The organism is Methylobacterium longum (assembly GCF_022179385.1).
Lineage (GTDB): Bacteria > Pseudomonadota > Alphaproteobacteria > Rhizobiales > Beijerinckiaceae > Methylobacterium > Methylobacterium longum.
Map to the genome: position 1 here is coordinate 209,626 of NZ_BPQS01000003.1, position 25,659 is coordinate 235,284.

Below are 25,659 nucleotides of genomic sequence, written 5' to 3' on the forward strand. Positions count from 1 at the left end.
GGCCGGGCTTCACTGCGCACCCGCCGGGGCGGCCGTGCCGGAAGCCTTGTTGGCCTCCGACTTGGCCAGACCCACGGAAGCGGCTTCCGAGGCGGCGCCATCGGTCTTGGACTGGAAGGATGCGTGGACGACCGAGCCGTCCCGGGTCAGGTTCGTGGCCTTCACCAACTCGTCGTCCCAGTTGATGGCCAGGGCTTTCGTCTCCTTGTCGATCAGCGTCTCGACGAAAGCATAGAGGTTGCGCGCATAGAGGCTCGACGCCGTTGCGGCGAGGCGCCCCGGCACGTTGACGTGCCCGACGATCTTCACGCCGCGGTCGTTGGTGACGACCTCGCCGGCCTTCGCACCGGCGACGTTGCCGCCGCGCTCGACCGCGAGATCCACGAGGACCGAGCCCGGCTTCATCGATGCCACCATCTCCTCGGAGACGAGTTTCGGCGCCGGTCGGCCGGGGATCAGTGCGGTGGTGATGACGATGTCCTGCTTGGCGATGTGGCCCTTGACCAGTTCCGCCTGCTTGGCCTGGTAGCCGGCCGACATCTCCTTGGCGTACCCGCCCGCAGTCTCGGCCTGCTTGAACTCGTCGTCCTCGACGGCGACGAATTTCGCGCCGAGCGATTCGACCTGCTCCTTGGTGGCCGGCCGCACGTCGGTGGCGGTCACGACCGCGCCGAGCCGGCGGGCCGTCGCGATGGCCTGGAGGCCGGCGACGCCGACGCCCATGACGAAGACGCGGGCTGCCGGAACCGTGCCGGCGGCCGTCATCATCATCGGCATGGCCCGCCCGTACTCTGCGGCGCCGTCGACCACCGCGCGATAGCCGGCGAGGTTGGCCTGGGACGAGAGGACGTCCATGACCTGAGCGCGGGTGATTCGCGGCATCAGCTCCATGGCGAAGCCATCGACGCCCGAATCGGCCATGGCCCTGAGCGCGTCCTCGTTGCCGTAGGGATCCATGATCGCCACCACCGCGGTGCCGCGCTTCAGCTGCGGCAGCTCCTCGGCGCTCGGACGGCGGACCTTCAGGACGAGATCGGCATCGCCCGCGGCGTCCGCCGCGCTCCCGGCGATGAGGGCGCCGGCGGCCTCGTACTCGTCATCCAGGATGCCGGCCTTCCGGCCCGCACCCGCCTGCACCACCACGTCGGCGCCGAGAGCCTTGAATTTCTTGACGGTCTCGGGGACCGCGGCCACGCGCGGCTCCGCGGAATCGGTCTCGGACAGCACAGCGATGCGCATGCGCAGATTCCCCTCGGTAAGCTCGGCTTCTCGAATGCGCGAACCGGCGCCGCTTTTCGAGAGGCGGACCTAAATTATGTTGGTGGAACCGGGCCGAATGTAACTTGCGCCCAATCTAATCGATATCAAAGCATTTGACCCCGCTGCACCGGAATGCGCGGGGTCGATCAGCAGGACCGGGCGGCCGAGCGGCCGCCACATCTGCATCAGGCAAAGAACAGGTACAGCAGCAGCAGGATGGCCACGACGAGGGGGCCGCGCCAGCCGACAGCCGGGGCCAGGGCGCCGACCGCTCCCGCCGCACCGGACACAATCACGCCCAGGATGGCCAGAAGCCAAGCTTCGCGGATCCCGCCGATCGCGAGGGCGAGGACCCAGCAGATCACGACGCCGGTACCGATCTCGACGAAGCGGACGAAGCCGCGATAAGTCTGCTCGTGGGTCTTCGCGTCCATCGCCGGGCTGTAAGTGTGCCCGGCCACCGTGTCACTCTCAGCCATCGTGCGCTCGTATCCCTAAGACGCGACTTCTTGCGGTCAGGGTGGGATGTAGCTCAAGCGTTTACCTGCCGCAATCGGACGCACGCAAGTTGATTGGCCTCTCGGTGGATCCCGGGGTGGCGTCAGGCGGGCTCCGGCAGGCGGGCCTCGGCGAGTGCCCTGCCCTGCCGCGCAGTCAACTCATCGAGGGAGAAATGCTCGATCTCCGCCTCGAACAACCGGTGGTAGTTAAGCTCCGACTTCAGATGGAGGAAGACGGCGCCGAGACCCACCGCCGCGCGATCCATGAACACGAATTCCTGCGGCACGGTCACGGGCCCGCGCTCCTTGAGCGCTTGATGCACCTCGAAGGCCTGACGACGGCCATACTCGCCGGGCTTGACGCCGTCCGCGACGGTTCGGGTGCGATCCTCCAGCAGCGGACCGTAGATGAAGCGCGCCCAGATGTTCAGGATCTCGATCTTCTCTCGATCCAAGTCGCGGAAGCCCCACACCTCGTAGGCGTGGACGATGCGAGCCTCGTCGTTCTCCAGCAGGCCGCGATAGAGATCCACCACGCCGCCGACGAAGCGCGGATGGAAGATGCGCACGCAGCCGTAGTCGAGAAGATTGATGCCGGCCGCTTCCCCGCCGTCCGAGAAGACCGTGTAGTTGCCGAGATGCGGATCTCCGTGGATCACCGCGGCGCGGCTGAACGGATGCCACCACGCCTTGAACATCGCCTGGGCGATCCGGTTGCGCACCTCCACCGGTTCCTCGGCAAAGCCCAGGATCTTGTCCCCATCGAGCCATCCGAGCGTCAGGAGGCGCTTGGTCGACAGTTCGGGGAACACCCGCGGCACGCGCACGACGTCGATGTCCTTCAGCACGGCAGCGTAGAGGTCGGCGTGCTTGGCTTCACGTTCGTAATCGAGTTCCTCGCGGACGCGCGCACCGATCTCCTTGGCGATCTCCCGCGTGTCGAGCCAGGAGTTCATCCGGCGGTGCAGCGCGAAGGCGACTTCCAGCTGCTTCAGGTCTGCCTCGACCGCGGATTGCATGTCCGGATATTGGAGCTTGCAGGCGAGCCGCACGCCATCCTTCGTGCTGGCACGGTGCACCTGCCCCAGCGAGGCCGCCGCGGCAGGCTTCAGGTCGAAGCTGCCGAACCGGGCCTGCCAGCCGGCCCCCAGCTCGGACTGCATCCGGCGCCGGACGAAGGCGGCCCCCATCGGGGGGGCGTCGGCCTGGAGCTTCTGGAGTTCGGCGGCGTATTCGGGCGGCAGCAGGTCCGGCACGGTGGCGAGTAGCTGCGCCACCTTCATGATCGGGCCCTTCAGGCCGCCCAGCGCCTGGGCCAGAGCCGCCGCGTTGGTTGTGCCCTCCTTCCCGAACAGGCGCGACATCGCCATGCGGGCGGCGACGCCGCCGACATTGGCTCCCACGCTGGCGTAGCGCCCCGCGCGGGCGGTGAACCGGTTGGCTTCGCGGTCGGTCTCGGCCATCGCTCGATCTGCTTATCTGCTGCTGAGCGGGAGATATGCCGCGCCAGCGCAGGCGCCAGGGGCGTGGGTCCCTGCGCCGCGGGCGCTCAAACGGGCCAGGGCCCCCGGATCCGGCGGCTCTCGCCACCGCGGTCGATCACGTCCGGCCCGCGGCCGCAAATCGGCAGCACAACGATCGCCTGGGAGCGGGCTCGAAGACACGCTCCTCGCGGTGGATCATCCCCGGGAAGGTGGACGTCCGGTCCCACAACCCGGGGACCGGGCGCGACGCGTCAGTCAGGCCTGGCTCTCCATTCCCTCCAGCTCCACGATCATGCCTTCGATCATCCCGAGCCCGATCTGCCAGAAGCCCGGATCCTTCGCGTCGAGACCGAAGGGCGCGAGCAGTTCGCCGTAGGGTTTCGATCCGCCGGCCGAGAGGAGCGCGAAGTAGCGTTCGACGAAGCCCGCCTCAGCCTGGGCGTAGACGCCGTAGAGCGAGTTCACGAGGCAGTCGCCGAAGGCGTAGGCGTAGACGTAGAAGGGCGAGTGGATGAAGTGCGGGATGTAGGCCCAGAACGGCTCGTAGCCCGCGTCCAGCGTGATCGCCGGCCCGAGCGACTCGGCCTGCACCGACAGCCACAAAGCGTTGATCTGGTCGATCGTCAGCTCGCCCTTGGCGCGGGCAAGATGCACCTTCCTCTCGAAGGAATAAAAGGCGATCTGCCGGACCACCGTGTTGATCATGTCCTCGACCTTCGCGGCGAGCATCGCCCGGCGCTGGGTCGTGTCGCTGGTGGCCGCGAGTAGCTTCCGGAAAGTGAGCATCTCGCCGAAGACGCTCGCCGTCTCGGCCAAGGTCAGGGGCGTGGGCGCCATCAGGGCGCCGTTCGGGCCGGCGAGCACCTGATGGACGCCGTGGCCGAGTTCGTGGGCCAGGGTCATCACGTCCCGCGGCTTGCCCTGATAATTGACCAGCACGTAGGGGTGCACGGATGGCACGGTCGGATGTGCGAACGCACCCGGAGCCTTGCCGGGACGGGTCGGCGCGTCGATCCAGCGGCCATCGAAGAAGCGCTTCGCGATGCCGGCCATCTCGGGTGAGAAGGCGTCGTAGGCCGACAGCACCGTGTCGCGGGCCTCCGACCATGGGATCGTGCGCTGCTCGACCCTGGGCAGCGGCGCGTTGCGATCCCAGTAGGGCAGCGAATCCTGCCCGAACCATCTGGCCTTGAGCCTGTAGTACCGATGCGACAGGCGCGGATACGCGGCCCGAACAGCATCCACGAGGGCCTCGACGACCTCGGGCTCGACGCGGTTGGCGAGGTGGCGGGCCTCGGCCACGTCCTTGAAGCCCCGCCACCGGTCGGAGATCTCCTTATCCTTGGCCAGGGTGTTGGTGATCAAAGTGAACACGCGCAAGTTGCTGCGCAGCACCGTGCTGATCGCGCCGGCGGCCTCCTTGCGGACGGCTCCGTCCGGATCCTGAAGCTTGTTCAGGGTCGGCTCCAGCGGCATCTCCTCGCCCTGGACGGTGAATCGCAGCGAGGCGATCGTCTCGTTGAACAGGCGGTCCCACGCGGCGTTCGACGTGACGGATTTCTCCAGGAACAGCTTCTCGGTACGGTCGTCGAGCTGGTGCGGCTTCTCCCGCCGCAGATCCTCGATCCACGGCGCGTAGCGGGCGAGCGGCCCGTCCGCCATCGCGGCGTTCATTACGGCGTCGTCGACGCGATTCAATTCCAGGGCGAAGAATAACAGGTCGGCAGAGGCGTTCGTCAGACGCTCGCGGGTGTCCCCATAGAACTTGGCCCGCGCCTCGTCGGTGGTGTCACCGGAATAGATTAAGCCGGCGAAGGACATCAGCTTGCCCAGCAGATCCTCGATGCCCTCGTAGGCACGCACCGCCTCGGCGAGGCGCGTCGAAGCATCCGGAGCGCCCGCCATCTCGGCGACGCGACCGGCATAGGATTCGGAGAAGCGGCGGCATTCCTCCTCGGCGCGGGTCATGTCGGCGGAGAACTCGGGAGCGTCGAGGCCGGAATAGAGATCCGACAGGTCCCATTCCGGAAGGTGGCCGAGGTCGGCGGCCTTCGCGGCGGCGCGCGCGGCGCTCACGCCCTCGGGCAGGCGGACGTTCACCGGCGAGGCGGTGGGGCTCGGCATCATGTCGCGCGTTCCTCTCGAGAGGCGAAGGCAGGGGCAGAGGCCCCGTACCCTGATATCGATCGCGTCGCCATGCGTTCAACGCGGCCCGTTGGCTCGTGGACGGGCGTTCCCTGACGAAGCGGCGCAAACGTCGTTAAGCGGCACTTTACGTCTGTCGGTCACCCTCCGGCTCGAAACGAAACACACGCCGATTCGATGCCTGCGCCCGGGGTGAAGCCGGCGTCGCATGCCCGGTTCTCGTGTGCCGTGCAGGGAGCCTTCATGTCCACAACCGTGCTGATCGTGGACGACGATCCGGTCCAACGCCGCCTCGCCGAGGCGGCGGTGCGCCGCTTCGGCTTCGAGCCGCGCATCGCCGAGACGGGGATGGACGCCCTCACCCTCCTCAGATCCGAGGGTGCCGACGTCGTGCTCCTCGACTTGGTGATGCCAGGGCTCGACGGCCTGGGCGTGCTGGCCGAGATGCGCAAGAGCGGCCTCGCCACGCCAGTCATCGTGCAGACCTCCAACGGATCCATCGACACGGTCGTCACCGCCATGCGGGCCGGCGCCGTCGATTTCGTGGTCAAGCCGGCCGGCGCCGAGCGGCTGCAGGTCTCGATCAAGAACGCCCTGCGGGTGGATACGCTCGAGGAGGAGGTCCGCCGCATGCGGCGGAGGGCGTCCGGCGCCCTGTCGTTCAAGGACCTCACCTCCAAGAGCCCCGATATGGAACGGGTGATCCGCCTCGCCGAGCGGGCGGCGAAATCCAGCATCCCGGTCCTCATCGAGGGCGAGTCCGGCGTCGGCAAGGAAGTGCTGGCGCGGGCGATCCAGGGTTCCGGCGACCGACGCGGCAAGGCGTTCGTGACGGTGAACTGCGGCGCGATCCCCGACAACCTGGTCGAGTCCACCTTGTTCGGGCACGAGAAGGGCGCCTTCACCGGCGCCACCGAGAAGCACGCGGGCAAGTTCGTGGAAGCCTCCGGCGGTACGCTGTTCCTGGACGAGATCGGCGAACTGCCGCTGGACGCGCAGGTGAAGCTGCTGCGCGCGCTGCAGGAGGGCGAGGTCGATCCGGTCGGCGGCAAGCGGGCGGTGCGGGTGGATATCCGTCTCGTCTCGGCCACCAACCGTTCGCTCCTCGACCTCGTCAAGCAGGGCAAGTTCCGCGAAGACCTCTATTACCGCCTCAACGTCTTCCCCATGACGCTGCCGCCGCTGCGGGCGCGCCGGGAGGACATCCCCGACCTCGTGCGCTCGTTCTGCGCGCGGTTCGCGGCGGAGGAAGGCAAGCGGGTCCGGGCGATCACCCCGGAGGCGATGGCGCTACTCACGCGCTATCCCTGGCCCGGCAATGTCCGGCAACTGGAGAACGCAGTGTTCCGCGCCGTGGTGCTCGCGGACGCCGACGAGCTGACGGTCGCCGAATTTCCGCAGATCGCCGCGCAGGTCGAGGGTTTCGACGTTCGGATTCCCGCCGCGCCACACCAGCAGACCCTGCCGGCCTATGCGCCCGAGCCGGTGCGCGAGATCGTGCGGGTCGAGGTCCGTGATCCGCACGCCATGTCGCTCGTGGCCGAGGAGACCGGCGAGATGAAGCCGATGGATGTGCTGGAGGCTGAAATCATCCGGTACGCGCTGCAGTTCTACCGCCAGCGCATGTCGGAGGTCTCGCGTCGCCTCGGTATCGGCCGATCCACGCTCTACCGGAAGCTCAAGGATCTGGGCCTCGAAGGTGAGGACAAGTCGGAGGATGCGGCCTGACCGTGGTCCGCGTGCGCTAGCGCACCGGACAAAACCGCGAGCGGCGGCTGCGCTGGACCTCGGACGGCGCTCTCGACCCGCAACGATGACTGGCCGGACCGAGCGATCTGAAGCATTGACCGAAGTGCAACACCGGCAGATCTATCGGTTTATCTTCGAAGACTACGGTTGATGAAAGCCACGCTTGGGCGGATAATCAAGGTATGAGCGTGCGGTTCGGCCGCCGCACCCTGGGAGAACACGATGCGCGTCCCGCGCTCCAGCCTCATGGCGCTGGCCGCCCTGATGACCGGCACGCTGGCTTCCGCCGGTGCGCTCGGCGCCGAGACGGCGGCCCTCGATCTGCCGCCGGCCGAGTCTCCCGCCTCAACGCCGGCCACGCCGCCGCCGACGACGGAACCGGCTGCGACCTCGCTTCCCGACTACAAACCCGAGCCCCCCGCCCCCGAACCGGCGGCCCCCGTGGCTGCAGCCCCGGTCGCCCCCGTCGATCCGCTCGGCGCCGCCGTCTTCGCCCGCCTGGGGGAGACGGCGCCCCTCCTGCTGCGCCTGACCGGCAAGGAACGCGACGCGATCCGAAGCTTCTACGAAGCGCGCGCCTACAAGCCGCTCTGGGTGGTCGACGGGGCATGGACTGAGCCCGCCAAGGCTGTCGCGGCGCGCCTGGCCGCGTCGGCCGAGGACGGCCTCGATGCGCGCGCCTACCCGGTGCCGACCCTGGCCGAGAAGCCGGACGAGAAGGCGGTGGCCGACGCCGACCTCCGCCTGTCCGCGGCCGTCATCCTCTACGCCCGCGATGCGCGCGGCGGACGGGTCAACCTGACCGCGATCTCGCGTCTGATCACACCCAAGCTCGACCTTCCGTCCGGCGCCGAGGTGCTGGGCAAGCTGAACGAGGCCGGCGGGAAGGCCGGCGACGCGTTGCAGGCCTACAATCCCGCCACGCCGGGTTACGTGGCGCTGAAGACGCGTCTGGCTGCCCTGCGGGGACCGGCGCCTACGTCCGTGAAGGCCCTGCGGCTTCCCGCCGGTCCGGTCCTGCGTCTGGGGATGCGCGACCCACGGGTGCCCCTGCTGCGAACCCATTTCGGCCTCGAATCGCGACCGGCCGCCACGCTCGACCACGGGCCCGGCGAGCCGGAGGAGTACGATGCCGTCGTGGCCGAGGCCGTCACCAAGTTCCAGCGCGGTCGCGGAGTACCGGCGAACGGGGTGCTGAATGTCCAGACGGTCCTCGCGCTGGCCGATGCCGGGCGGTCCAGCCGGCCGACCGGGAGCGAGGCCGAGCTCATCGTCAACATGGAGCGTTGGCGCTGGCTGCCGGGCGATCTCGGGCCGGACTACATCCTCGTCAACGTCCCGGAATACCGCCTGCGCGCCTATCGCGGCGGGACGCTGCGCGACGAGGCGCGCGTCATCGTCGGCAAGCCGGAATCACGCACGCCGCTGTTCTCGGGTCTGATGGAGTACGCGGTCGTCAACCCATCCTGGTACGTGCCACCCTCGATCCTGAAGACCATGGCACCCAAGCTGGCGGGCTACGGCGGGAAAACCTGGGGTGGGTACGAGGTCGTCCGCCGCGGTGGCCACGTCTCGTTGCGCCAGCCCCCGGGGGAGCGCAATGCGCTCGGCTTCATCAAGTTCATGTTCCCAAACCAGCACGCGGTCTACCTGCACGACACGCCGAACCGCTCCCTGTTCTCCGCCGCGAAGCGTGATTTCAGCCACGGCTGCGTGCGCGTGGACGATCCGTTCCGCCTCGCCGACGCGGTTCTGCCGGACTGGTCGCAGGAGCGCCTGAAGAAGCTGATTGGCAAGGGGGAGCGCACCATCCGGCTTCCCGAGAAGCTGCCGGTGCACCTCGCCTACTTCACCGCCTACGTCGACGACTCGGGCGCCTACCGCACCTTGCCCGACCTCTACGGCTACGATGCGCCGATGCGCGCGGCGCTCGGCCTGCCGGGCGGCGGCGGCCCGGCGATCGCCCGTCTGCCCGACGAGGCCCCCCGCAAGGCGGAACGCGCCGCGGCGCCGGCGAAACCACGGGTCGTGCAGCGATCCGCAACGCGCCACCACGCGTCCGACGATTGGGCGAACCGTCGGTACGAGGAGGTGGATACGCCCCGCCGCGCCGTCCGCCGCGCCGCCCGCGCGGACGCCGCTCCGGAATACGGCGAGCCGGGGCTGTGGACCCCGGCACCGCAGCAGCCAGTCTCGCGCGGTTGGTGGTAGCGCCCCCGCCAAACCGCAACTTTCAGGTGCGCATGCGCACAGCCGGGCACGATTTCGCCACGGTGCAGCCTTAGCCGTTTCGATTGAGACGCCCGCCTGACTTCCGCCACGCGCGGCCGCCGGGAGAGGATCAGGACAACCGTGCCGTATCTCCCGCGCGCCTTTCGCCACCTCGTGCTGGCCTTGTCCGGCATCGCTGTCGGCCTGATCGCCGGAACGGTCGAGACCGAGGATGCGGTCGCCAACGGCGACACACGCTCCCTGACGATCCTCCACACGCACACGCAGGAGAGCGCGACCATCACGTTCAAGCGCGACGGTCGTTACGACCGCGCGGCGCTCGACCAGCTGAACTGGCTCCTGCGCGATTGGCGCGTCAACGAGCCTACCAAGATGGATCCACGGCTCTTCGACACGGTCTGGGAAGCCTACCGGCAGGTCGGCTCGAATCAGGCGATCCATATCGTCTCGGCCTACCGGTCGCCGGGCACGAACGCGATGCTGCGGCGGCGTTCCAAGATGGTGGCCGAGTTCAGCCAGCACATGCTCGGCAAGGCGATGGACTTCTATCTGCCGGACGTGCCGATCGACCGGATCCGCGAGGTCGGGCTCCAGATGCAGCGCGGCGGCGTCGGTTGGTATCCGCATGCCGGGACACCCTTCATCCACCTCGATGTTGGGTCGGTGCGGATGTGGCCGCGCATGACGCACGACCAGCTCGCGCGCCTGTTCCCGGATGGCAAGACGGTGCACTTGGCCAGCGATAATCGCCCGTTCCCCCGCTACGAGGAGGCCAAGGCCGAGATCCTCTCGCGGGGCGGAACGGTGGCGGGCATCACGACCCAGATGGCCGGCGGCGAGGAGGAGGACGGCCCCGGCCTGTTCGGCTTCCTGGCAAGCCTCTTCGGCGGCGGCTCCTCCGCGCCGCCACCGGAGCCGGCGCAGCCGGCACCGGTCGCAAAGAAATCCCGCCCGGCACCCGTCGTGGCCGTCGCGAGCGCCGATCCGCAGGATCCCGTCGGCGGCCGCGTTGCCCTCGCCTATGCGGCACCGGTCACGGACACCGTGCTGCGCGGATCCCTCCTGGAACGCGAGCAGGCCAAGGGATCCGATCTCCGCGCGGCGGACGCCAAGGCATTGCTGACAGCCGCCAAGCCGAACCCAGCCTTCGACGAGGCCGCGTCAGTGATGGATGCGCCCTTGCCGCCGCGCCGGCCCTCGGATTTCGCCGCCGTGACCGCCGCGATCAACATGCCGTTGCCGCCGCCGCGCCCGATCCAGTTCGCCGCGCTCGGCGGAGGCATGGCCGTCCTGTCAGGGTCCACCGAGACCCGGGCGCTCGCCAAGACCATCCTGCCCGAACCTGCGCGCTCGCGCCCCGGCGCTGCGCCGGACGCCGATCCGAAGGTTCAATTGCGCGCGCTCTTCGAGGCGGTTTCGACCGGGCCGGTAGCGGCACCGGCGAGCCGGAACGCGCCTGTGCGCGTCGCCACAACCCGCGTTCGCGACGCAGCGCCCGAGGCCGTCGTGGCGGCCGCCCCCGATCGTGTATCGACGCGATTCAGCACCCGTAGCCCGGGTGACGACCTGACCGCGGCCCGATTCACGGGCTCCGCGACGCGGGCAGTACCCGCCGGACGCTGAGCCTCGACGCTTCCCGAACAATCTTCGAACACGCGGGACAGCGACGCGCCACGCGACGGGCCGATCCCTCGATCGCTCATCGCCGGCGGCGCGGGGTGCTGGTGTTCCCTCAGCGCTGCGGCTTGGACAGGTTCACCGCCAACGCCGCGACCAGCGTCGCCGCGTAGCTGTCGTCCTGCGTGGCCGTGATGCGATCCGCCTCGCCCCCGCTGTTGGCGGCCACCGACATCATCAGCATGACGGCCGTGGTCAGACCGCCGAGGGCAGCAACCAGAGCCAGGTAGGCGCGCACGGCAGCGCGGGGCGCGACGACCACCGCGGGCGTCTCACCGAGGCACAGCGACGAGGAACTGTGTGGCAGCATGGCGGACGAAACTGCGCTGGGAACGGACCGAACACGCGCATGCACCGAGCGCGTATTCAACAGTTCAACGTGCCGCGTTGAGCCGGGTTCTTGCGGAACGGCGGATTTTTCAACCGCCGATTAGTCCGTTGGTTGACGAGTGATGAGAGGGCGCCGAACCGGCGCCCCCTCGAACGCCCGTCAGCCCTCCTTGCCGGCCACCTTGCCCAAGGCTGCCTGAGCCGCAGCGAGGCGGGCGATCGGCACCCGGTAGGGCGAGCAGGACACGTAATCGAGCCCGACGTCCTGGCAGAACCCGATCGAAGCCGGGTCGCCGCCGTGCTCGCCACAGATGCCGAGCTTGATGTCGGGCCGTGTCTTACGGCCACGCTCGACGCCGATGCGGACGAGTTCGCCGACGCCTTCCTGATCGATCGTGATGAAGGGATCGGCTGGCAGGATACCCTTCTGGGTGTAAGGGCCCAGGAAGGTCGCGGCGTCGTCGCGGGAAATGCCCAGCGCGGTCTGCGTGAGGTCGTTCGTGCCGAAGGAGAAGAACTCCGCGGTCTCGGCGATCTCACCGGCCTTCAGTGCGGCGCGGGGCAGTTCGATCATCGTGCCGACCTGATAATCGAGGGTCGCACCCTTCTCCTCGGCGACCGCCTTCGCCATGGCGTCGATGTGCGCCTTGACGATGTCGAACTCGGCGCGGGTGAAGACCAGAGGCACCATGACTTCGGACGTCACCGGGCTGCCGGTATCCGCCGCAGCCTGAACTGCCGCTTCGAAGATCGCCCGGGCCTGCATCTCGGCGATTTCCGGGAAGGCGATCGCCAAGCGGCAACCGCGGAAGCCGAGCATCGGATTGTGCTCGGACAGTTCGCGGGTCCGGTGCCGGATCTTCTCCTCGGAGACTCCGGTCGCCTTCACGACCTCGGCGACCTCGGCGTCGGTGTGCGGCAGGAACTCGTGGAGGGGCGGATCGAGCAGACGGATCGTGACCGGCAGGCCGGACATGATCGTGAACAGCTCCACGAAGTCCTGCCGCTGGTAGGGAAGGATCTTGGCAAGGGCGGCGCGCCGGCCCTCGGCATCGTCCGCCAGGATCATCTCCCGCACCGCGATGATGCGGTCGCCCTCGAAGAACATGTGCTCGGTGCGGCAGAGGCCGATGCCCTCGGCGCCGAAGTTCCGGGCCGTGCGGGCGTCCGTGGGGGTGTCGGCATTCGCCCGCACCTTCATCCCACGAAAATCGTCGGCCCAGGTCATGAGGGTCGCGAAGTCACCGGACAGCTCCGGCTCCAGCATCTTCACCTCACCCCGGATGACTTGGCCAGTGGATCCGTCGATCGTGACCCGGTCGCCCGCCTTGAGCGTGAGGCCGCCGACCGTCAGCGTCTGGGCCTTGTAGTCGATGCGGATGGATCCGACGCCCGAGACGCAGGGCTTGCCCATGCCGCGGGCGACCACGGCCGCGTGGCTGGTCATGCCGCCGCGGGTCGTCAGGATGCCCTCGGCGGCGTGCATGCCGTGGATGTCCTCGGGCGACGTCTCGATGCGGACGAGAATGCACTTGCGCTCGGCCTTGCGGTGCGCCTCCGCGTCCTCGGAATTGAACACGATCTCGCCCGTGGCCGCCCCCGGCGAGGCCGGCAGGCCCGAGGCGATGACCTTGCGCTCGGCCTTGGGGTCGATGGTCGGGTGCAGGAGCTGGTCGAGGGCCCCGGGCTCCACGCGGCCGATCGCCTCCTCGCGGGAGATCAGCCCTTCGCCCGCCAGATCGACGGCGATGCGCAGGGCGGCCTTGGCCGTGCGCTTGCCGTTGCGGGTCTGGAGCATCCAGAGTTTCCCCCTCTCGATGGTGAACTCCATGTCCTGCATGTCGCGGTAGTGGCTCTCCAGGATACCGTAGATCCGGGTCAGCTCCGCGAAGCTCTCGGGCATGGCCTTCTCCATCGAAGGCTTGTCGCTCTCCGCCTCTTTCCGCGCCTTCTCGGTGATGTTCTGCGGGGTGCGGATGCCCGCCACCACGTCCTCGCCCTGGGCGTTGATCAGGAACTCGCCGTAGAGCGCCTTCTCGCCGGTGGACGGGTTGCGGGTGAAGGCCACCCCGGTGGCCGAAGTGTCGCCCATGTTGCCGAACACCATGGCCTGAACGTTCACGGCCGTGCCCCAGCTCTCCGGGATGCTGTTCAACTCCCGGTATTTCTTGGCCCGTGGGATCATCCAGGAATTGAAGACAGCGCCAATCGCCCCCCACAGCTGATCGTCGGCGCCCTGCGGGAAGTCCGAGCCGTGCTCGTCGCGCACGATCTTCTTGTAGGTCTGGATCAGGGTCTTCCAGTCGCCGGCGCCGAGTTCGGTGTCGAGGTCGAAGCCCTTGCTCTCCTTGTACTGCTCCAGCGCCTCCTCGAAGGCGTGGTGCTCCACGTTCAGCACAACGTTCGAGTACATGGTGATGAAGCGGCGATAGGAATCGTAGGCGAAGCGCTCGTCGTCGGCTTCCTTGGCCAGCGCCAGCACGGTCTCGTCGTTCAGGCCGAGGTTCAGGACCGTGTCCATCATGCCGGGCATGGAGGCCCGGGCGCCCGAGCGGACCGAGACGAGGAGCGGGTTCGTGGCATCGCCGAACTGGCGACCGGTGAGCTTGCCGACCTGCCCGAGTGCGGCAGCGACCTGATCCTTCAGCTCCGGGGGATAGGCCTTCCCGTGATCGTAGAAGTAGGTGCAGACTTCTGTGGTGATGGTGAAGCCGGGCGGTACCGGCAGGCCGAGGTTCGACATCTCGGCGAGATTGGCGCCCTTGCCGCCGAGCAGGTCGCGCATCTGCGACTTGCCTTCTGCCTTGCCGTCGCCAAAGGCGTAGACCCACTTCGCGCTGTCGGTCGCCATGTCGAACCCGTCCATTTCCGGTGCCCGGCGGCGGCCGAGCTGATGGCCGGGGTTGGACCATCCCGCACCGCAACGCAAGATGAACGCTTGACAGGGCTGTGCGCGTGAACCTGACGCCGCCAGCACTCTGTCAGGGATGGCGGAGAAGAAAGCTGTCGGCGCCGTCTCTCCGTATCAGTGGAGGATACCGAGACCGATCACGCCGATGACGATGAGGTAGATCGCCACGATGTAATTGAGAAGCCGAGGGGCGATCAGGATCAGGATACCTGCGAGGATCGCGATGACAGGCTGAAGATTCGAGATCGTGACGGTCACGGGCGCCTCCTGTGGCCAAGCTCGGCCGTGGGGTATCGACGTCCATAGCCCGTGGAGGTTCCCTGACGCTGATCTGAGACGAGGCAGCCCCATGGTCCGGGCCGCCTCGCTCATCGATCGGTCAAGGTTGGGTCGGTTTCGGCGTCGGCGTGTTCGTGCCGGGGATCGGATCCTTCGCCTCGCCGGTCGGCAGGCTCGCGGAGATCGTCGGGTGCGACAGCTCCGGATAGGGTCCGATGACGTTGGCTCCGTTCAGGGGCTTGTTCGCGCCGTTGTGGCAGGTGGCGCAATTGATCTTGGGCGCATCCCCCAGGACGCCGAGACGGTTTCGGGGGAAGGTCGAGGTCAGGGGCGTCATGTAGTCCTGATTCAGCTCACGCACCATGCGGATGCCGTACCAGGCGTGGACCCGGTTCGGCGTGCTGGTGTCCCACTGCGCCACCGAGCGGGTGTTGTGACAGAAGGTACAGTTCACCCCGAGCGACTGGGACATGCTGATCATGATCGCGAAGGTTTTCTCCGCGTCCTGGATCGGCTTGCCCTTGGTTTCGGGCAGCGCCGTGGTGGCGTTGACCCGAACCGCGTCTTCGGACGTCTCCTTGTGCTGGTAGAAGGCTTGGTAGACGTCGTAGGGCAGCGAGGTGTTGCCGACTTCGGGGGAGGCGATGTTCTGGCTGTTGTTGCGCGGGATGAACCGTCCCGCACCCTGGACCGGATGGTCGAACCAGATATTCGCCGGCACCGGATTGCCGCGGTGACAGGTGTAGCAGGTCACGCCCGCCTCGTGGACGTGGTTTTCCTTCCAGGTGGAGTTGATGGTCTGCGTCATCTGGAGCATGCGGCGGGCGACGCGCTTCTGGTAAAGCTCGTCGGAAGCCATGTTCTCGGTGCTGTGGCAGTAGGTGCAGCCCTGCTGCGGTGCGACCCATTCGGTGATCGACACCATCAGCCGGTTGAACTGCTCGGCCGAGAGGTCGCCCAGCACCTGCACGTTCTCGTAGACGGCCGACGCCTTGTCGCCGCCCGCATCGGCCGGATCGGCCGGTGCCGGCGCCCTGTTGGCCTCCGCCAGCGCCTCGTTGCCGGCCCGGGTGCGGATCAGATCCATCCCGGTGCCGCGGAACCCGGTCTGCTTGACCGCCATCGGCGGGTGGGTCCAGCCGGCACCACCGAACATCGCGATGGTGAGGAAGAGGGCGAGCGCACCGCCGACGACCGCAAGAATCGTCTTCATGACGTCCTCCTTACGGCCTCGGGCCGGGTGCGAGATGAGCGGGATCGACGATCGGGCCGTAGACCTGCGGGTACGAGGGTGCGACGCCGTGCTTGACCGCCCACAGGTACCAGTTGTCGACGACGGTGCCGGTGAGCAGGATGCCGATGCCGCCGGTGAGCGTGGTCAGGACCGCGAACCACCACGCCCAGCGATGGACCGATTCCATGGTGGCGTTGAAGCCCATGGTCCAGCGCCAGAACAGGGCGGCGCGCTCGGTGGCCGTTCCCCGATCGACGATCTGGTCGATCTCGCGCTCGGCGCCGTAGCGCGAGCAGGCCAGGATGGTGCCGCCGTGCATCGCGAACAGTAGCGTCGATCCGTAGAGGAACGTGATCGAGAGCATGTGGAACGGGTTGTAGAACAGGTTCCCGTACCGGAGCGAGAAGGCGGCGGTCCAATCGAGGTGCGGGAAGATGCCGAAGGGCACGGCCTCAGACCACGACCCCATCAGCAGCGGCCGGATGAAGCCGAGGACGAGGTAGAGCCAGATCGCCGAGGCGAAGGCGTAGGGGACGTGGAGACCGAGGCCCAGCGCCTTCGCCCGCTTGTAGAGGTGCACCCACCAGAGCAGGATCGACGTGGTGAGGAAGAAGCCGGCGATCAGCCACCAACCGCCCTCGTTGAGCGGCGGCAGGACCTTCAGGCCGTATTTCGGCAGCGGCGGCTCCAGTGCGAGCCACGGCAATTGCCGCACGAACTGGACGGGATCCCAGTTGACTGAGGCCCACATGTTGAGCCCGATGATCTCGAACGCGATCACCCCGCAGGTGATCGAGAGCGCCGCGATATAGCCGATGTAGATCGGGCCGACCTGGCTGTTGCCCAGCAGGCCGAACAGGTAGCTGTTGAACGGCTTGCCGACCCGGTCGTCGACCGCGACGGGAACGCCCTGATCCGGCACGAGCGGGCGCACCTGAACCTGCGTGAAGATGTTCTGGTAATAGGCCATGGCCTGCCCTCCCCCGGAGTGCCGCGCCGCTGGGCGGCGGCGACCCGTAATGCCCGTGTCGTCTCGTCCGCGTACCGCCGGTCACCGCCAGACGGGCAGGTTGAGCCACCAGCCCCACCATTGCGGCCAGCCCTGCGTCCAGAACGGACCGCTGATCACGATGCAGACCGCGCTCCAGAATCCCGCCGACAGCGCCAGGAACAGGCCCAGGCGGTGGATGCCCAGCGTGCCGATCGAGTAGCCGATCGTGTCGCGGAAGAACGTGTCCTCGTGCTCCGGTGTCTTCACCGTCTCGCCCTTCGAAGGATTGGTCGAGGACAGGATCAGGCCGCCGTGCATGGCCAGCGCCAGGGTCGTGGTGAAGAAGAACGTCACCGCCAGCATGTGAGCCGGATTGTAGTGAAAGTGGAGATATTGATATCCCGTGTTCGAAACCCAATCGAGATGGCTGAGAATACCGTATGGGAAGCCGTATCCCCACGCGCCCATCAGGAAGGGCCGGACCACCACGAGGGTGAAGTAGGCGAAGATCGCCATGCCGAAGGCGACGGGGACGTGATAGCCGATGCCGAGCTTGCGGCAGATTTCCACCTCGCGCAGCGCCCAGGACACGAAGGAGCCCAGCGCGCAGATCGTGATGATCTGCCAGAGGCCGCCCTCCTTCAGCGGCGCCAGCTTCAAGCCGTAGCTGATATCCGGCGGCGCGATGTTGATCTGCCAGACGTTCCAGGTCGGCCCGATCGCCGCGCCGTAGATCACCAGCGCGGTGCCGAGCACCGTGAAGAACAATCCGACCACGCCGAAGAAGCCGACGAAGAATGGCCCGACCCAGAAGTCGAACAGGTCGCCGCCCAGCAGCGTACCGCCGCGGACCCTGTATTTACGCTCGAAGCTCAGCATCGCCATGGCGGCTGCTCCTCAGTCAGGCCGGAGAAGAGGGTTGGGGGTGACCGCGGCCCTCGCGCGCCGCGGTCCGGACCGGGGGTCAGGCCGGCAGGTGCGGCAGTGCGAGCGTGATGGCGTTCGCCGCCTTGTTGGCCTTCGGACCTTCCAACCAGTTGAACCGGTCGGTGGAGAGAAGGATAAAATGGATCAGCAGCGCCAGGATGAAGAGGAAGGTGAACAGAGCCACCAGCGTGCGCCGCGGATCGAACAGCAACCAAACCTTATGCATGCGAGCCTCCTCAGCCGATCATCGTGACGAGGGCGCGGGCCGCATCGGTGACGCCGTCGAGTGACGCGTAGCCCTGCGGTCCTGGAAGCCACGGACGCCACAGCCAGACGAGGATGTGGGCGACCACGGCGATCGCCGTGAAGATGAGGAAGCTCGTCAGGAAGATCGCGTGGAACTCCTTGGCTTCCGGTTCCGTCAGCCCGGACAGGCTGCTCGGTCTTTCTGTTGTGACGGGTCCACTCGCCATGGTTCAGACCTCCGTGTGTTGGCCGCGCTTCTCGCGAAGCGCGACGGGTTCAGCCGTGTCGCTGGTACGGTCACGGCCTGACTTCCCCCGCGTCACCGGTCGGAAGCATCTCGAGCAGGGCGTTCAGCCCATGAAGGCGAAGGGGATGGCCTGCACCGCCATGGCGCGGGCCTCTCCGAAGATGGTGCGGCGCACGGGCGCGAGACCCGGCCGCGAGGCATCCCGGGAGGGCCGGAGGCGCCCGGCGGCCGCGGCTGCGAGGAAGAACGGGTAGGTCGCCGCCAGGATCAGCCGGAACTGGATCTCTTCCTGGTGCTGGCGGGGAGTCGGGACCATCGTTCGCATCGTCAGGTCTCCTTCGGGGTCAAGGGAAAGCAGGGTCACGCCGGGATCCCCCCGGCGAAATCGGTGCGGGCCCGCTCGACATGGGCGGTCGCCACGGCAGGGGATTCGGTGTTGCGGGCCGCGCGCTCGGCGGCGTCGCGCAGGCGCTTGGCGGCGGAGATGCGAGCCAGGACCGGTTGCGCCTCGACCAGCGCTTCGAGGGCCTGCCGCGCCGCCTCGTCCCAGGGCAGTTCCGCGTGGCGCCGCGCCGGGGTGGCCTCCACCGTGTCCATGTCGCGGGCGAGCGGCAGGATGTGGAAGAGGGTGTCGAACAGGGCGTTGCAGACCTCTTGGACGAGGTAGGTCGCGCCGGCGTAGCCCATGAACGGCGTGCCGGTGTGCCGCCGGATGATGGCGCCGGGGAACGAGGCGGGGACGTAGGTCGCCCGCGCGCCGCACTCGGCGAGGTACATCCGCTCGTTGAACGAACCGAACAGGACCAGGGGCGGCCTGGCGGCGATGGCGGCCCGCACGGCCGCGTTGTCGGGCTTCTGGCCGGCCGAGCGGCCGAAGGCGAAATGGCAGGGCAGCCCCATCTCGTCTTCGAGGAAGTGGCGCAGGCCGCGGGCGTAGGTCTCGGTGGCGACGATGCCGAAGCTCGCCGTTCCGAAGAAGTCCTGGGTCACCGACCGCCAGAGATCCCAGACCGGCTTGATGGTCGTGTGCCGCTCCCGCTCGATGAACGGCTCGGGATCCAGGCCCAGGATCTCACCGAGCGAGCGCAGGAACTTGGTCGTCGACAGGATGCCGATCGGCGCCTGCAGGTAGGGCCGCTCCAGATCCTCGCAGAGGAGCCGGCCGAACTCCCGGTACAGGCAGATATTCGCGTCGGCGTTGACCAGCTTCGGCACGTCGGCGAGGTGCGACCCGAGCGGGAAGGTCAGGTTCACCTCGGCGCCGATCCCCTCGACCAGCCGGCGGACCTCCGCGAGATCGGACGGCATGTTGAAGGTGCCGTAGGCCGGGCCGATCAGGTTCACCCGCGGCCTCTCGCCGGGCTTGCGCTCGGGCCGGGCCGGGATGCCCTTCTTGGCGAACTTCTTGGCGCCGTATTCCTGCCAGAGCCAGCGCATTGCCCGGTCGGCCGCCTGCCACTGGTCCTCGTCGATGGTGCGCGGCAGGAAACGCTGGAGGCCGGTGCCCTCCGGCGTCACGCCGCCGCCGATCATCTCGGCGATGGATCCGGTGACCACCACGCTGGGCTGGCCGGGATCGAGGGTGGCATGGGCGCGCTTCATGGCGCCCTCGGTCCCGTGCCGGCCGAGTTCCTCCTCGGCGAGGCCGGTGACGACGATCGGGAGCTCGTGCGGCGGCAGCGCGTCGGTGTAGTGCAGCACCGAAGTGACCGGCAGGTTCTCGCAGCCCACGGGGCCGTCGATGACGACCTGCAGGCCCTTGACCGCGGTGAAGACGTAGACCGCGCCCCAGTAGCCGCCGGCCCTGTCGTGATCGAGGATCAGCATCACGCCATCTCCCCGATCGGCTTCTTCGGGCCCTCGATCTTCGGGCCCTGGCGGCGCTGCGGCACCTCCTGCCAGACGCCGGCGGCATGACCGGTGCCGACACCTTCGAAGAAGGCGCGCATCGCGGCGAACCGCGCCTTGTTGCCCATCGCCGCGTTGATCACGGTCGCGAGCGAGCCGGCGCCGGCCGCGCCCATCAGGGGGCGCGCCGAGATCAGGTTGGTGAAGTACAGCGCCGGGGTGCCGCGCTCCTTGGCCCGCTGCACGACGGGGGTCGTGCCGATGGCGAGGTCCGGCTTCAGCGACTCGAAAGCGTAGAGGTCGTCCTCCAGGGAAGCCCGGTAGCGCACCTGGGTGCCGCGGGCCTCGAGCCAGTCGCGGTCGGCCTCGGACCAGGTCGTGCGCGGGCAGGCGGTGCCCACGTAGGGAACCTCGGCGCCGCTCTCGACGAGGAGTCGCGCCACGAGGAGTTCCGACCCCTCGTAGCCGGAGAGCGTGATCCGGCCCTTGATCGGCATGGCGCCGAGCGCCCCACGGATGCCCGGCAGGATCCGGTTCTTGGCCGCCTCGACGGTGGCGCGGGCGACACCGCAGGCCTCGCCGATCCGGTCGAGCCAGTCGGCGGTGCCGTCGACGCCGACCGGGGCGGAGCCGACGATGGGCCGGCCGGCAGCCTCGAACTCACGGATGGAGGCGGTGTAGAACGGGTGGATCGCGGCCACGGCGGCACAATCGAGCGCGCTGTAGAGTTCGCGCCACTCGCGCGTCGGCACCACCGGGCCGGCCGCGAGGCCGAGCGGCTCCAGCAACGCGCCGATCACCACGGGATCGGCCGGGAAGATCTCGCCGAGGAGCGCGATGCTCGGGCGCTCGGAACGTCCGCCGCGGGGGGCGGCGACCGGACCCCGCTCGACCTCCGAACGGGCGACCTTCAGCATGGCGCCCGCCAGCACGTCCTTGGCCTCGGCGTGGGTCGGAACCCCGAAGCCCGGCACGTCGATGCCGATCACGCGGACGCCGTCGATCTCCTTCGGGAGCAGACGCAGCGGCACGCCGGAGGCGGTCGGCACGCAGAGGTTGATGACGACGACGGCGTCGTAATCCTCGGTCCGTGCGGTGGCGTGGACCGCCTCGCGGATGTCCTCGAACAGCTTGCCGGTGACGAGCGTCTCCGAGTTGAACGGCACGTAGCCGACGCTGCGCCGCGCACCGTAGAAGTGGGACGTGAAGGTCAGGCCGTAAACGCAGCAGGCCGAGCCTGACAGGATGGTGGCGGTGCGGCGCATCCGCAGACCGACCCGGAGCGAACCGAAGGCCGGACACATGCTCTGGGGCTGGTCGTGCGGCCCCTGCGGATAATCGCTCCGCAGCTGCGCCAGGGTCTCCGACATGCCGGCCGCTTCGGCTGCCGCCCGCATCGCGTCGCCGCCGGCGTGGCAACCGACCCCGTCGCCCCGGGTGGCGGCGAGGTCAACATTTGCGGGCGCCTTGCGGGCCCGCAGATCGGCGATGTCGAGGGAGACGGCCATGCGCGTCAGACCTCGTCGTAGACGACTTCGAGGGACGGCTTGGACACGTGGGCGACGCCGCACATGTCCTCGTGGGTCGCCGGGACCAAGACCACGTCGCGGCCGGTGACGTCGCTGGAGAACAGGCCGAGCAGCCCGTCCTGCGTCAGCGGCGTCGGCCGATGCGGTGCCGCGTCGGCGACGTTGGCGGCCAGATCCGAGAACAGGCTGCCCCAGCGGCTCTCCGGTCGGCCGATGATCTCGTAGTTGGCGCTCTTGCGGCGGATGTCGTCGTCTGCCGGGATCGAGGCCAGGACCGGGATGCCGGCGGCGTCCGCGAAGGCCTGGGCCTCGCCGGTGCCGTCATCCTTGTTGATCACCAGACCGCCGACGCCGACATTGCCGCCGAGCTTGCGGAAATACTCCACCGCCGAGCAGACGTTATTGGCGACGTAGAGCGATTGCAGGTCGTTCGAGCCGACGACGATGACCTTCTGGCACATGTCCCGGGCGATCGGCAGGCCGAAGCCGCCGCAGACCACGTCGCCCAGGAAATCGAGCAGGACGAAGTCGAAGCCCCAGTCGTGGAAGCCGAGCTTCTCCAGCAGTTCGAAGCCGTGGATGATGCCGCGGCCGCCGCAGCCGCGGCCGACCTCGGGACCGCCCAGCTCCATGGCGTAGACGCCGTCGCGCTTGAAGCAGACGTCGCCGATGGCCACAGCCTCGCCGGCGAGCTTCTTCTTGGTCGAAGTCTCGATGATCGTCGGGCAGGCTTTGCCGCCGAACAGGAGCGAGGTCGTGTCGCTCTTCGGATCACAGCCGATCAGCAGGACCTTCTTGCCCTGTTGAGCCATCATGTAGCTGAGATTGGCCAGCGTGAACGACTTGCCGATGCCGCCCTTGCCGTAGATCGCGATGATCTGCGTCTCTTTCTTGGCCGGCGCGGTAACGACCGGATCCGGCTCGACCGCCGCCTCGGCGCGAAGCTGCGCGGCTTGGGACAGGGCGGCCTTGTTCAGTTGAACATTCACGCGGCGTTCCTCCAGTCGAGGATCATCTTCAGGCAGGACGGATCGGCGAATGCCGTGCGATAGGCGTCCTGTGCCTGGTTCGCCGGAACACGGTGCGTGATCAGCCCGTCGAGGGAGAGCCGGCCGCTCTCGATCAGCATCGTGACGGCCGCCGTGTCTTCCGGCCGGAACTCGGCGGAGATCCGGATCCTGGCCTCCCGCATGAAGGCCGGGGGGAAGGCAAAGCTGAGCGGGGCCTCGTAGAACCCGGCCAAGACGATCTCGCCGCCCGGCGCCAGGTGCGCGATCAGGTCGTCGAGGCCGGCGGCATTCCCGCTGACATCGGTGATCGTCGTGTAGTCGCGCCGCGGGTCCGCCTGCGGCGCGAGGATCGTGTAGCCGTGGTCGCCCGTCGCGCGGATAGGATCGGTCTCCCAGATCGTCGGCTCGGCACCGGCCGCCAGCGTCAGGCGCGCCAGAAGCCGCCCGAGGACACCGTGTCCGACGATCAAGGGTTTGGCGCCGGGCCGGATGCCACCGAGCGCGCGGTAGGCCGTCGCCGCGAGAGCCAGGAGGCAGGCACGTTCGCCGAGAGCCGGATCCACCGGAACCAGTCGCTCGGTTGGCGCGACGAGATGCGAGGCGGCGCCCCCGAAGAGGCCGCGAACGGAACCGAAGCAGCGCGCTCCCGGAACGTAGACGCTCTGCCCGACCCGGATCGAAGCACCTGGCTTCACGTCGACGACGGTGCCGACGGATTCGTAGCCGGGCACGAGCGGGTACCCCATCCCGGGGAACGACGGCATGCGGCCCGACCAGAGCAGGCGCTCCGTGCCGGTGCTGATACCGCTCCAGGACACGGCCACGACGGCATCGGCTTCACCGGCCGGAGTCAGCGGCAACCGCTGAATAGCAAGATGCTCCGGTTTTTCAAGGATGATGGCGAGCGCGTCCATGGCTGGAATCATCCGCCTGTGTTTGGCCGACTCTCTGGAGAGGGAGTCGCTTTGTGTCATCCTAGATAGACATACTTCAGCGTCAAGTCACACTTACACTTGGGCGTCTGATTTTTGGGCGCGGAGCACGCGAGTGAGCAGCGGCCGGCGGGTCGGAAGCTCCTGCACGTGCGCGAATCCCGCGCTCCGGAGCATCGCGCGGAGCTCCGCAGCGCGGCGCGGACGGCCGGAGCCCATCGCCAGCAGGTAAAAGCCGAAATACGCATCCCCGACCGGTTCGGCGCCGGGCGTGCCGGCCATCGGCTCCGCGAGGAGGAGCGTCCCACCGGGTGGCAAGGCGGCGCAGACGGCCGTGAGCAGCGCCAGGGCCGGTGCGTCGTCGTGGTCGTGAACGATCCGGACGAGGGAAACGGTATCGGCGCCGGCGGGCAGCGCGGCGTGGAAATCACCGCCGCGGCACGCGATTCGCGCGCCGAGCCCGACCCGCACGAGCCGGTCCGCGGCCCTATCGGCGACCGCCGGCAGATCGAAGAGGGTCAGCCTCGGTCCCGCATGCCGGCGAGCGACCGCCTCCAGGAAGGCTCCCTCTCCGCCGCCCACGTCCATGAGGTGCCCGGCCTGCGAAAGGTCGCAGGCGTCCAGCACGTCTTCGGCGATCAGCGCCTGCGAAGCGCCCATCAGGCCGCCATAGGGCGCGACCGTTCGTGCATCGCTCGCCGCGCCGTGCGCATAGGGCCAGTAGCCCGCCAACCGGGTCGGCTGGGCCGCGTCGCGCAGGAGTGCCACCGGATCCGCCAGATCGGCGTAGAGGAGCGCGTGGTGCTCGATCATCGCGGCGACGCCGGGATTGCCGACGAGCGCGGCGCCGAGATCGGCCAGCCCGTACCGGTCGCCGGATAGCGCCCGCAGCAATCCCAGCGACTCGGCGGCGCCGAGCAGGCGGCGCGCGTTCTCCGGCGGAAGCTCAAGCCGTCGCGCCAGCGCGTCGACGGACAGCGGTCCGCCGGCCAGGATCGAGAAAAGGTCCAGGCGGACGCAGGCGGTGAGGACCTGGGTGTAGACGAACCCCGCGCAGAGATCGAACAGCGCTCGGGTGTTCCGGCGCGCGATGCCGCGGGTCAGCGGGAAGCCCGCCGCCCAGCGCTGGAAGCGGGGGCTGGCGACGAGGCGGTTGCGCCACGCGAGCCATCGGTCGGTCCAGCCGCGCGGAACCGGTGGCACCGGCGGCACCGCGCCGGTGCCGGGAAGGGAGCCCGCGCTCAGGCCACCACCGCGCGCAGGCTCGCGGGCAGGAAGAGCCGCGCCTGCGCCTCAATCTCCGCGGTCAGTCCGGCCGCCCCGGGGCAAGCCGGGATCGACGCCACGGCCTCCCGGGTCAGGCGCGACAGGCGCGCCATCGCCCCGTCGGTGCCGAGCAGCGCGGCAGCGTTGGGCCGGCCCAGAGTGGCGTCGCGCCCGGCGGGCTTCCCGATCTCCTCCTGGCGGCAGGCCACGTCGCGCAGGTCGTCGGCCACTTGGTAGGCCTCGCCGAGGCACTCGCCCAGGCGGCGCCAGGGCTCCGGTTCGGCACCGGCGGCCGCCGCGCCCGCCACCGTAGCGGCTGCGAACAGGGCCCCCGTCTTGGCCTGCTGGTAATCGCTCAGGCTGATATGCGCCTCCGATTCCCAGGCCTGTCCCGCCGCGATGCCGGATGGGGAGCCGGCGGCGCGTCCGAGCAGACCGACGAGGCGGACGAGCCGCCCAGGGCGCCGGCCGGCTGCGCGGGCCACCGTCTCGAAGGCGAGGACGATGAGCGCGTCGCCGGTCAGCACGGCGATCGGCTCGCCGAAAGCCACGTGGACGGCGGGCTTCTGCCGGCGCATCGGCGCGTCGTCGAAGCAGGGCAGGTCGTCGTGGACCAGGGAGGCGCAGTGCAGGAGTTCGATCGCCGCCGCGGCGGCTTCGGAACCTGCGGGATCGTCGTCCCCGCAGGCCCGCGCCACCGAGAGGCAGAGGCGTGGGCGGATGCGGTGGCCGCCCGGGAAGACCGCATAGCGCAGGGCTTCGGCCAGGAGGGGGGGCGCACCGGGCGCCTCGGCGTAAGCGACGGCGCGATCCAGCGCCGTCTCGATTCGGCGACCCGGCTCCATGCGTTGCCCCCGTGTTG

The 25,659-nt window shown here is 68.7% G+C and carries 22 protein-coding genes; 3 read left to right on the forward strand and 19 right to left on the reverse strand.

The annotated features are described in order from the left end of the window. Nucleotides 1–9: 9 nt before the first annotated feature. The 4 genes from MFF58_RS04430 to MFF58_RS04445 form a co-directional block, all read right to left on the reverse strand. Nucleotides 10–1,239 carry a Re/Si-specific NAD(P)(+) transhydrogenase subunit alpha gene (locus tag MFF58_RS04430; RefSeq protein ID WP_238285611.1) on the reverse strand — a complete coding sequence of 410 codons (1,230 nt, stop codon included), beginning with the start codon at nt 1,237–1,239 and terminating at the stop codon, nt 10–12. A gap of 206 nt (nt 1,240–1,445) precedes the next feature. After that, nucleotides 1,446–1,739 (reverse strand): aa3-type cytochrome c oxidase subunit IV, encoded by a 294-nt coding sequence (locus tag MFF58_RS04435; RefSeq protein ID WP_238285612.1) that lies wholly within the window; start codon nt 1,737–1,739, stop codon nt 1,446–1,448. A gap of 122 nt (nt 1,740–1,861) precedes the next feature. Further along, entirely contained in the window at nt 1,862–3,223 is a 1,362-nt protein-coding gene (locus MFF58_RS04440; protein WP_238285613.1) for an ABC1 kinase family protein, read from the reverse strand. 276 nt (nt 3,224–3,499) lie between these two features. Beyond that, nucleotides 3,500–5,371, reverse strand: coding sequence for a M3 family oligoendopeptidase (locus MFF58_RS04445; protein ID WP_238285615.1), 1,872 nt, complete (start codon nt 5,369–5,371; stop codon nt 3,500–3,502). 261 nt (nt 5,372–5,632) lie between these two features. Between MFF58_RS04445 and MFF58_RS04450 the strand changes: the two genes are divergently transcribed. The 3 genes from MFF58_RS04450 (at nt 5,633) to MFF58_RS04460 (ending at nt 10,993) form a co-directional block, all read left to right on the forward strand. Continuing rightward, nucleotides 5,633–7,117 carry a sigma-54-dependent transcriptional regulator gene (locus MFF58_RS04450; RefSeq protein WP_238285616.1) on the forward strand — a complete coding sequence of 495 codons (1,485 nt, stop codon included), beginning with the start codon at nt 5,633–5,635 and terminating at the stop codon, nt 7,115–7,117. 243 nt (nt 7,118–7,360) lie between these two features. After that, the gene (locus MFF58_RS04455; protein ID WP_238285617.1) at nt 7,361–9,349 is read left to right on the forward strand and encodes a L,D-transpeptidase family protein; all 1,989 of its coding nucleotides are present in this window, start codon (nt 7,361–7,363) and stop codon (nt 9,347–9,349) included. 141 nt (nt 9,350–9,490) lie between these two features. Beyond that, nucleotides 9,491–10,993, forward strand: coding sequence for a peptidoglycan L,D-endopeptidase MepK (locus MFF58_RS04460; protein ID WP_238285618.1), 1,503 nt, complete (start codon nt 9,491–9,493; stop codon nt 10,991–10,993). Nucleotides 10,994–11,102: 109 nt separating this feature from the next. On the opposite strand, the gene MFF58_RS04465 is transcribed toward MFF58_RS04460, so the two are convergent. From MFF58_RS04465 to MFF58_RS04535, 15 genes are all read right to left on the reverse strand, one after another. Further along, complete coding sequence (locus tag MFF58_RS04465) at nt 11,103–11,357, reverse strand: hypothetical protein (RefSeq protein WP_238285619.1); 255 nt, start codon at nt 11,355–11,357, stop codon at nt 11,103–11,105. Nucleotides 11,358–11,537: 180 nt separating this feature from the next. Beyond that, nucleotides 11,538–14,228 (reverse strand): pyruvate, phosphate dikinase, encoded by a 2,691-nt coding sequence (gene ppdK, locus MFF58_RS04470; protein WP_238285620.1) that lies wholly within the window; start codon nt 14,226–14,228, stop codon nt 11,538–11,540. Between the two features lie 174 nt (nt 14,229–14,402). After that, nucleotides 14,403–14,546 carry a DUF3096 domain-containing protein gene (locus tag MFF58_RS04475; RefSeq protein ID WP_238285621.1) on the reverse strand — a complete coding sequence of 48 codons (144 nt, stop codon included), beginning with the start codon at nt 14,544–14,546 and terminating at the stop codon, nt 14,403–14,405. A 121-nt stretch (nt 14,547–14,667) separates the two neighbouring features. Next, nucleotides 14,668–15,780 (reverse strand): photosynthetic reaction center cytochrome PufC, encoded by a 1,113-nt coding sequence (pufC, locus tag MFF58_RS04480; RefSeq protein WP_238285622.1) that lies wholly within the window; start codon nt 15,778–15,780, stop codon nt 14,668–14,670. Nucleotides 15,781–15,790: 10 nt separating this feature from the next. Continuing rightward, entirely contained in the window at nt 15,791–16,771 is a 981-nt protein-coding gene (gene pufM, locus MFF58_RS04485; protein WP_238285624.1) for a photosynthetic reaction center subunit M, read from the reverse strand. 81 nt (nt 16,772–16,852) lie between these two features. Beyond that, nucleotides 16,853–17,677, reverse strand: a complete 825-nt coding sequence (gene pufL, locus MFF58_RS04490; protein ID WP_238285625.1) for a photosynthetic reaction center subunit L — start codon at nt 17,675–17,677, stop codon at nt 16,853–16,855. Nucleotides 17,678–17,756: 79 nt separating this feature from the next. Then, nucleotides 17,757–17,945, reverse strand: coding sequence for a light-harvesting antenna LH1, alpha subunit (gene pufA / locus MFF58_RS04495; RefSeq protein ID WP_238285626.1), 189 nt, complete (start codon nt 17,943–17,945; stop codon nt 17,757–17,759). 10 nt (nt 17,946–17,955) lie between these two features. Beyond that, nucleotides 17,956–18,192: a light-harvesting antenna LH1, beta subunit gene (gene pufB, locus MFF58_RS04500; RefSeq protein WP_238285627.1), complete on the reverse strand. Its 237-nt coding sequence runs from the start codon at nt 18,190–18,192 to the stop codon at nt 17,956–17,958. 123 nt (nt 18,193–18,315) lie between these two features. Beyond that, the gene (locus tag MFF58_RS04505; RefSeq protein ID WP_238285628.1) at nt 18,316–18,537 is read right to left on the reverse strand and encodes a hypothetical protein; all 222 of its coding nucleotides are present in this window, start codon (nt 18,535–18,537) and stop codon (nt 18,316–18,318) included. A gap of 35 nt (nt 18,538–18,572) precedes the next feature. Then, a complete protein-coding gene (gene bchZ, locus MFF58_RS04510) occupies nt 18,573–20,039 on the reverse strand; it encodes a chlorophyllide a reductase subunit Z (protein WP_238285629.1) in 1,467 nt (488 codons plus the stop codon). Further along, complete coding sequence (bchY, locus tag MFF58_RS04515) at nt 20,039–21,568, reverse strand: chlorophyllide a reductase subunit Y (protein WP_238285630.1); 1,530 nt, start codon at nt 21,566–21,568, stop codon at nt 20,039–20,041. The genes bchZ and bchY overlap by 1 nt, the downstream gene beginning before the upstream one ends. 5 nt (nt 21,569–21,573) lie before the next feature. Further along, nucleotides 21,574–22,578, reverse strand: coding sequence for a chlorophyllide a reductase iron protein subunit X (locus MFF58_RS04520; RefSeq protein WP_238285632.1), 1,005 nt, complete (start codon nt 22,576–22,578; stop codon nt 21,574–21,576). Continuing rightward, on the reverse strand, nt 22,575–23,513 hold the full coding sequence (bchC, locus tag MFF58_RS04525) for a chlorophyll synthesis pathway protein BchC (RefSeq protein ID WP_238285633.1): 939 nt from the start codon (nt 23,511–23,513) through the stop codon (nt 22,575–22,577). Before bchC ends, MFF58_RS04520 begins: the two co-directional genes overlap by 4 nt. A gap of 93 nt (nt 23,514–23,606) precedes the next feature. After that, nucleotides 23,607–24,734 carry a methyltransferase gene (locus MFF58_RS04530; RefSeq protein ID WP_238285634.1) on the reverse strand — a complete coding sequence of 376 codons (1,128 nt, stop codon included), beginning with the start codon at nt 24,732–24,734 and terminating at the stop codon, nt 23,607–23,609. 38 nt (nt 24,735–24,772) lie between these two features. After that, a complete protein-coding gene (locus MFF58_RS04535; RefSeq protein ID WP_238285635.1) occupies nt 24,773–25,642 on the reverse strand; it encodes a polyprenyl synthetase family protein in 870 nt (289 codons plus the stop codon). Nucleotides 25,643–25,659 lie beyond the last annotated feature (17 nt).